Here is a 7,467-nt window from a genome sequence, read left to right as displayed (position 1 = left end):
ATGGGGCGGCGGGGCGTTTTGCGGGGTGCCCGCATTTGGGCGGTGCGGAATTGCTCGGACGTGCTTCCGCTACGAGAGCGCCTAGTAGGAAGGGGGGTTGGCTGGGCGGCGATGGCGGGTTACCAAGGTATGGCCGCTCCGGTGCACAGCCGGGACGGCATTCAGGTTCTGAAGGTTCCCAGGTCTCGCGCCGAGGAGCTCCCGATGCACCGAGAGGTAGTTTGCAGATGACGAAGCACACCACGACTCGTACCGCGCTCACCGCTGTCCTGCGCAACCGTGCCGCCATCGTCGGCGCCGGTGTCGCGGCATCGGTCGCGCTGGGTGCCGGGGTGGCGCTCGCCGCGGACTCCGGCTCGTCGACGTCCGGCCCCTCGGCGGCGGCCGCGTCCCACTCGGTGCGGGCGCAGGCCGACGGCCATCACCACAAGCGGGACGCCCAGCGCGACCTGGAGAAGAAGCGCGAGGCCGCCAAGAAGGCCGCCCGCCACGCCAAGCGCGACGACGGGCACCGTCACCACAAGCCGAGCAAGCCGAAGAGCACCTGGACCTCGCCGGTGAACGACTACGTCCTCGGCTCCACCTTCGGCCTCGCCGGCACCCACTGGGCGCACAACCACAGTGGTCAGGACTTCGTGGTGCCGACCGGTACCTCGGTGAAGGCCGCGCACGCGGGCACCGTGGTCAAGGCCGGCCCGAACGGCGGCGGCGACGGTCCGGCGTACGGCAACGCCATCGTCGTCCGCCACTGGAACGGCATGTACACCCAGTACGCGCACCTGTCGAAGATCAAGGTGTACGTGGGCCAGGCGGTGTCCAAGGGCCAGCAGATCGGCCTCTCCGGTAACACCGGTAACTCCACTGGCCCCCACCTGCACTTCGAGGTCCGCAACACCCCGAACTACGGTTCGGCCGTGAACCCGGTCAACTTCCTGCGCAGCGTCGGCGCGGGGCTCTGACCGGAGTCCCGACGGGGCCCTGAGCAGAGCCCTGAGTTGGAGCCCTGATCGGAGGGTGGCCGGGTGAGCCCGGCGCCCCGCGTCCGACCGGACGGTGCCCAGTACGACGAGCAGCGGCCGAGCGCCTGGAGCGCTCGGCCGCTGCTCGTAGTGCCGGCGCCCGCCCCGGCCCGTCAGCCGCGCCGGCGGGCCGGCGGGCGGCCGTGGGGCTCAGTGGGTCCCGTTCACCGGGTGGCCCGCATGGGCCTGGGTGAGCAGATCGAGGGCGACCTCGAGGGCGGCTTGGCGCTTGTCCTCCAGGTCGCCCTCGACGTGGTTCAGCGCGAACATCCCGGCGTGCAGGGCGAACAGTGCGGTGAACGCCCGCATCTGGTCGGTGAGGCCCGCCTCCCCCTCCGGCAGTCTGAGCAGGTCGGTCAGCTTGAGCATGCGCTCCTTGAAGCTCTCCCCGACCGTCAGCTCGCGGACCGTGGCCTGGTTCTCCTGCATGAAGCGGAAGAGCGGGGCGGCGCCGCTCAGCGCCTTGCTGTAGCGGCGTACCAGCTCCTTCTTCATCTCCAGGGTCCGCGGCTGCTCCTCGGCCCAGGCGATCAGCTCGTCCAGTGGCCTGCCCAGGTCCTGGAAGAGGCTGATCAGGATGTCTTCCTTGGTCTTGAAGTGGTAGTAGAGCGCGGCCTTGGTGACCTGGAGGTGCTCGGCGATCTCGCGGAGTGAGGTCTTCTCGTAGCCGCGTTCGCCGAACAGCTCCAGGGCGACGTCCTGGATGCGCTGGCGGGTATCGCCCCGGCGCGACTGCGTGCTGACCACGTGCACTCTCCCTACTTACTTGACGACCGGCTAGGGCCGCCTCTACCGTCCCCACTGTACGAACTAGCCGGGCGGCAAGTAAGTGGGTGGGGCTTCCTTCCTTGCGTACCCAGCACCAGCCATCTTCCACGGGGAGTGACCAAATGTCTCAGGCAGCACGGGCGGCATCGGGCCCGCCGAGGGGCGAGGAAACGCAGGCGGAGGCTGCGGGGGCGGCGGCCGGAGGGGTGCCGCGCAATGCGCGCATGGTGATGTTCGCGCTGTTGACGGCGATGTTGCTGGCCATGCTGGACAACATGGTGATCGGCACCGCGATGCCCACCATCGTCGGCGATCTCGGCGGCATGGACCACCTGTCCTGGGTGGTCACCGCCTACACCCTGGGCACCGCGGTCTCCACGCCGCTGTGGGGCAAGCTCGGCGACATGTTCGGGCGCAAGGGCGTCTTCCTCACCGCGATCGTGCTCTTCCTGCTCGGCTCGGCGCTCTCCGGGATGTCCCAGACGATGGGCCAGCTGATCGGCTTCCGGGCTGTCCAGGGACTGGGCGCCGGCGGGCTGATGGTCGGCGCTTTCGCGATCATGGGCGAGCTGATCCCGCCCCGGGAACGGGGCAAGTACCAGGGCATGATGGCCTCGGTGATGTCCTTCGCCACCGTGGGCGGACCGCTGATCGGCGGCGCGATCACGGACCACTGGGGCTGGCGCTGGAGCTTCTACATCAACCTCCCGGTCGGCGCGGTCGCGCTCGCGCTGGTCGGTACGGTGCTGCGCCTCCCGGCCCGGAAGTCCACCGCCCGCGTCGACTACTGGGGCGCCGGTCTGCTGGCCATCGGCATCACCTCGCTGGTGCTGATCACCACCTGGGGCGGCGGTGAGTACGACTGGATCTCGGCCCAGATCCTGGGGCTCGGCGTCCTCGGTGTCGCCGCGCTGGTGACCTTCGTGGCCGTGGAGCGCAGGGCGGCCGAACCGGTGCTGCCGCTGCACGTCTTCCGCGACGCCAACTTCTCGCTGATCATCCTGGTCGGCTTCCTGACCGGTTTCGTGATGTTCGGCGCGATGACCTTCCTGCCGCTGTTCCAGCAGACCGTGCAGGGCGCCTCGGCCACCAACTCCGGTCTGCTGCTGCTCCCGATGATGATCGGGATGACCGCCTTCTCGCTGATCGTCGGGCGGATCACCACCGCCACCGGCCGGTACAAGGTCTTCCCCATCGCGGGTGGGGCGCTGATGACCGTCGGTCTGCTGCTGCTCGCCACGATGGACACCGGCACCAGCCGCTTCACCTCGGGCGTCCACATGGCGGTGCTGGGCGCCGGCATGGGCCTGCTGATGCCGATGCTCCTGCTGATCGCGCAGAACAGCGTGGAGATGAAGGACATGGGCGTGGCCTCCTCCTCGTCCACCCTCTTCCGCACCATCGGCAGCTCCTTCGGTGTGGCGATCTTCGGCGTGCTCTTCACCCGCCAGGTGAAGGAGACCATGAGCGATCGGGTGGGTGCCAAGGGCGCGGAGGTCGGCTCGGGTGCCCGGCTGGACCCGTCCGAGCTGGACAAGCTGCCCGCGGCGGTGAAGGACGCCTATCTCCACGCGGTCTCCGACGGCACCCACCAGGTCTTCTTCTGGGGGACCCTGATCAGCCTGATCGCCTTCGCCGCCGCCTGGTTCGTCAAGGAGGTGCCGCTGCGCGGCGGCCCGCAGAAGCCGGTGGCGGCGCGCGGCGCGGAGGGGGCCGGGGGAGCGGTTGCGGCTCGTGCGGGGGAGGTCGCTCCAGTGGCCGGACCCGCCGGCGGGAGTGCGGATGCCCGCGAGGCGGACGCCGGGGCGGTGGCTTCGGACCGGGCCACGGCCGGTGGGACGGCGCGCGTCTGACGCCGGTACGAGCAGGGGAGCCGGTCCCCTACGCGGGGCCCGTACCGGGGGAGGTACGGGCCCCGCCCCCGCGGTCGTGCGGGGGCCGCCTCGGTGGGCAGGCGGTGCCGTACGGCGCCACCCCCGCCGCGGGGCGGGTCAGTCCGGGACCTGGATGACCGGGAAGCTGCCGGTGTTGGTGGGGGCCGACTCCGGGAGCCAGAGCACGGCGACCGCGCCTCCCTGCTCCTCCTCCAGCGACTCCGCGTTGCGGAAGGTGAGCCGGGCGCCCAGGATGCGGGCCTGGCCGACGGCGATGGTCAGGCCCAGGCCGTGGCCGTCGCCCGCACGGTCCTTGCTGCCGGTGCGGAAACGGCTGGGACCGTCCTTGAGCAGCGCCTCCGGGAAGCCCGGGCCGTGGTCGCGCACCCGCAGCACCCGCCCCTCCACGGTCACCTCGAACGGCGGCTTGCCGTGCCTGGCGGCGTTGGCGAGCAGATTGCCCAGGATCCGCTCCAGGCGCCGCGGGTCGGTGCTCACGAAGGCGTCCCGCACCACCGTGACCTGGGCGTCCGGGGCGACCATGCGGACCCGGCGGGCCACGAACTCGGCCAGGGCTATCTCCTGGAGCTCGGCGCGCTCCGCGAAGCCGTCCAGCCGGGCGACCTCCAGGACGTCCTCCACCAGGGTGCGCATCGCCTGGGCCCGGTCCCGTACCAGCTCGGTGGGGCGGCCCGGGGGAAGCAGTTCGGCGGCGGTAAGCAGCCCGGTCACCGGGGTCCGCAGCTCGTGCGCGATGTCCGCGGTGACCCGGCGCTCGGCCTCCAGCCGCTGCTGGAGCGCCTCGGCCATGCCGTCCACGGCCCGGGCCAGGTCGTCCGTCTCGTCCTGCACCCGGCCGCCGATGGCGTCCCGCACCCGGACCTCGGAGTCGCCCTGGGCCAGCTTGCGGGCGGCCATCGCGGCCTTGCGCAGCCGCCGGGAGAGCTGGTCCCCGATGAGCAGGCCCAGCGCGATGCCGCCCAGCACCACCGCGGTGGAGCCGATGATCAGCGCCCGGTCGAGGTCCTTGAGCACCTGGAAGCGGTCCTCGAAGCGGCCGTGTGAGGAGAGCACCTTGCCGTCGCGCAGCGGCACCGAGGCCCAGACCTCGGGGGCGCCGGGGCCCGAGTCGTCCACATAAGTGGCGCGCAGCCCGCGGGCCGCCTCCTTCTTCAGCGGCTCGGGCAGCTTCGGATCGTCCACCTTGGCGTTGAACAGCTGCGAGATGCCGCTCTTCTCGTACCAGGTCTGGGCGACCATCAGGCGCTGGTTCATGACATCGCGGCTGTTGTCGATCATGGAGACCCGGGCGGCGTTGTGGACGACCAGGCTCAGGGCCACCGCCACCATCGCGCTCACCGCGGCGATCGCCAGACTGACCTTCCAGCGCAGACCGGAGCGGAACACCAGCTTCTTCATCGCGGGCGGAACACCAGCTTCTTCCTCACGTCACGGCCTGAGCTTGTAGCCGAAGCCGCGGACGGTCTCGATCCGGTCCTGGCCGATCTTGCCGCGCAGCCGCTGCACATGGACGTCCACGACCCGGCTGTCGCCACCCCAACCGTAGTCCCACACCCGCTCCAGCAGCCGGTCGCGGGAGAGCACGGTGCCCGGCGCCCCGGAGAACTCCAGCAGCAGCCGCATCTCGGTGGGCGTGAGCGCCACCGGGGCGCCCGCCTTCCGTACCTCCATGCCCTCCGGGTCCACCTCCAGGTCGCCGAAGCGCAGCGGCCCGCCGTCCGGCTCCCCGGCGGCGTCGGCGCCGCCCGCGGCATGCCCGAAGCGGCGCAGCACCGCCCGGATCCGGGCCATCAGCACCGCGCCGTCGAAGGGCTTGGTCACATAGTCGTCGGCCCCGGCCTCCAGACCGAGCACCACGTCGATGGAGTCGGCGCGGGCGGACAGCATGATCACCGGCACCGTGGACTCGTCGCGGATCCGGCGGCACAGGCTGACCCCGTCCAGGCCCGGCACCATCACGTCGAGCAGCGCGATGTCCGGCCGGCTGGCGCGGAAGGCGTCCAGGCCGGCCAGCCCGTCCGGTACCGCGGTGACCCGGAAGCCGTCGCGCTCCAGCGCGAGCTGGGTGGCCTCGCGGATGACGTCGTCGTCCTCGACGAAGAGCACATGGGTGTTGGCCACCGAGGTGTCAGCCTTCCGTTCCGTTGTCGGGCACAGGTCGGGAGGGGGCTGCCGCTTTCGGCTCCGCCGGCTCCTCCGGCACGTCCTTGGTGTAGTCCGTGCGGGTGCGCCAGGCCACGGTGAACTTCTCCTGGGCCTTGGACCAGTTGTAGACGGTGAGGTTCTCGCCGGAGGGGCAGCACATCGCGTCGCTCGACTCGTACGACAGCTCGGTGACCGTCAGCCGGCCCTGCTTGTCCACGTCCGCGATCAGCGGCGCGCGCTCGTCCGTGAACACGTTCTCGTAGCCGTTGCCCTGCTTGCGGTACACATACGAGCCCAGGCCCATGGCATCGCCGCAGCTCATCACGGTGACCACGACATCCGTCGCGGTCTTCCCGGTGAGTGCCCCGTACGTCACGCTCACCGGGTACTCGTTGCCCGCGCAGGGCTTGAGGCTGGCCCGCAGCTCCGGCTTGACCTTGGGATCGCCCTTGACCAACTGGGCGGCGTTCACCTTCGCCGCGCGCGGGGTCACCGGCTCCGCCGAGCGGGCCCCCGTCGAGGGCGACTGGTCCGCCGCGGCGCCGGAACCGTACTTCTCGGGGACCGAGCCGGAAGGCTTCGCGGCCCGCGCCCGCCCCTCCTTGCGCACGCCGTCGCCGCTCGTACCGCAGCCGGCCAGCACAAGTCCGCCGGCCGCCGCGAGCGCGGCGACGGCACCGCCCATCATCAGGACGGTCCTGCTGGAAGTGGCCTGGGTCAGGCCGCGCACCGATCCTGCCCCCGATCCTCGGCTCCGCGCCGACCCAGGGCACGGTCGTCCAGGTCACGGCTCTCCAGCTCCTGCCGCAGCCGGGCCAGTGCCCGGTGCAGGGTGCTCTTGACCGTACCGGTGGACATTCCCAGGGCCTCCGCCGTCTCCTCCGTGCTCATCTGCTCCCAGTGTCGCAGCACCACGACACTGCGCTGCTTCGGTGCGAGCACGCCCAGGATGTCCATCAGCAGCGAACGGTCCGCGTGCTGCTCCGTGCCGTCCTCGACCCGGGCCTCCGGCAGCTGCTCCGTGGGCACCTCGTCGAGCTTACGGGCACGCCACCACTCGGTACGAGTGTTGATCATGACCCGGCGCAGGTACGCGTCGGCCAGCGACTTGTCGGCGATCCCGTCCCAGCGGCCGTAGGTGCGCACCAGCGCGGTCTGGAGGAGGTCCTGGGCCTCGATCGGGTCCGGGACCAGACGGCGGGCACTGCGCAGCAGCGCGTCCTGCCGGTTCCGTACGTACTCCTCGAAATCAAGAACCTTGCCGCTGCTGGCCATCCCGCAGCCCTCCATTCCACGCGTTCCCCACGTCACGCGCCGCCGGTCGTACGGCGCGCGCCGTGCCGCCGGTTCGACGGCACGGGAAGGACGCTACGGAGGGGCTGTTGCGGGCTTCCGTACAGCAGCACTGCGGAGCCTGCACAGCCAGCCATAGATTGTGTAACAGCGCGCGTCGGAACGGCCGTCTGTGCCGGTCTGGTGCGGGGTCTGTCACAGGTCTGTCACAGGAGGGCGTTCGCCGCGGATCGTCAGGCCGCGGCGAGCGGGGATCGGACTGCTCGATCGCACTGCTTCGGGGGCGGATCGGGTGCCGATCGGGCCGCTTGGGGCTGGGATCGGGCGGGGACCGGGCCGCTTGGGGC

General features: G+C 71.1%; 7 protein-coding genes. 2 read left to right on the top strand and 5 right to left on the bottom strand.

The window, feature by feature from the left end; all coding sequences use genetic code 11:
* The first annotated feature begins 227 nt into the window (after positions 1-227).
* Positions 228-959: a M23 family metallopeptidase gene (locus E4099_RS25980; RefSeq protein WP_135341546.1), complete on the top strand. Its 732-nt coding sequence runs from the start codon at positions 228-230 to the stop codon at positions 957-959.
* A 210-nt stretch (positions 960-1,169) separates the two neighbouring features.
* Here E4099_RS25980 and E4099_RS25975 read toward each other — a convergent pair whose 3' ends face one another.
* Complete coding sequence (locus E4099_RS25975) at positions 1,170-1,766, bottom strand: TetR/AcrR family transcriptional regulator (protein ID WP_135341545.1); 597 nt, start codon at positions 1,764-1,766, stop codon at positions 1,170-1,172.
* 245 nt (positions 1,767-2,011) lie between these two features.
* Between E4099_RS25975 and E4099_RS25970 the strand changes: the two genes are divergently transcribed.
* Positions 2,012-3,640, top strand: coding sequence for an MDR family MFS transporter (locus E4099_RS25970; RefSeq protein ID WP_135341544.1), 1,629 nt, complete (start codon positions 2,012-2,014; stop codon positions 3,638-3,640).
* Positions 3,641-3,778: 138 nt separating this feature from the next.
* Here E4099_RS25970 and cseC read toward each other — a convergent pair whose 3' ends face one another.
* Genes cseC through E4099_RS25950 form a run of 4 tightly spaced genes read right to left on the bottom strand, consistent with a single transcriptional unit; the run spans position 3,779 to position 7,102 of the window.
* A complete protein-coding gene (cseC, locus tag E4099_RS25965) occupies positions 3,779-5,080 on the bottom strand; it encodes a two-component system sensor histidine kinase CseC (RefSeq protein ID WP_135341543.1) in 1,302 nt (433 codons plus the stop codon).
* Between the two features lie 30 nt (positions 5,081-5,110).
* Complete coding sequence (gene cseB / locus E4099_RS25960; RefSeq protein ID WP_135341542.1) at positions 5,111-5,803, bottom strand: two-component system response regulator CseB; 693 nt, start codon at positions 5,801-5,803, stop codon at positions 5,111-5,113.
* Positions 5,804-5,810: 7 nt separating this feature from the next.
* Positions 5,811-6,557 carry a hypothetical protein gene (locus E4099_RS25955; protein ID WP_245245175.1) on the bottom strand — a complete coding sequence of 249 codons (747 nt, stop codon included), beginning with the start codon at positions 6,555-6,557 and terminating at the stop codon, positions 5,811-5,813.
* Positions 6,545-7,102, bottom strand: coding sequence for a SigE family RNA polymerase sigma factor (locus E4099_RS25950; RefSeq protein WP_135341541.1), 558 nt, complete (start codon positions 7,100-7,102; stop codon positions 6,545-6,547). The genes E4099_RS25955 and E4099_RS25950 overlap by 13 nt, the downstream gene beginning before the upstream one ends.
* Between the last annotated feature and the right edge of the window lie 365 nt (positions 7,103-7,467).

The sequence above is a fragment of the Streptomyces palmae genome, from assembly GCF_004684805.1.
Taxonomy (GTDB): domain Bacteria; phylum Actinomycetota; class Actinomycetes; order Streptomycetales; family Streptomycetaceae; genus Streptomyces; species Streptomyces palmae.
The sequence above is the reverse complement of the archived record's forward strand: the minus strand, read 5'-3'. Positions and strand labels throughout refer to the sequence as shown.

Excerpts from the sequence above, each read along its gene's own strand:
- E4099_RS25980 (WP_135341546.1), top strand. The coding sequence starts at position 228 with ATGACGAAGCACACCACGACTCGTACCGCGCTCACCGCTGTCCTGCGC.
- E4099_RS25970 (WP_135341544.1), top strand. The coding sequence starts at position 2,012 with ATGGTGATGTTCGCGCTGTTGACGGCGATGTTGCTGGCCATGCTGGAC.
- cseC (WP_135341543.1), bottom strand. The coding sequence starts at position 5,080 with ATGAAGAAGCTGGTGTTCCGCTCCGGTCTGCGCTGGAAGGTCAGTCTG.
- E4099_RS25950 (WP_135341541.1), bottom strand. The coding sequence starts at position 7,102 with ATGGCCAGCAGCGGCAAGGTTCTTGATTTCGAGGAGTACGTACGGAAC.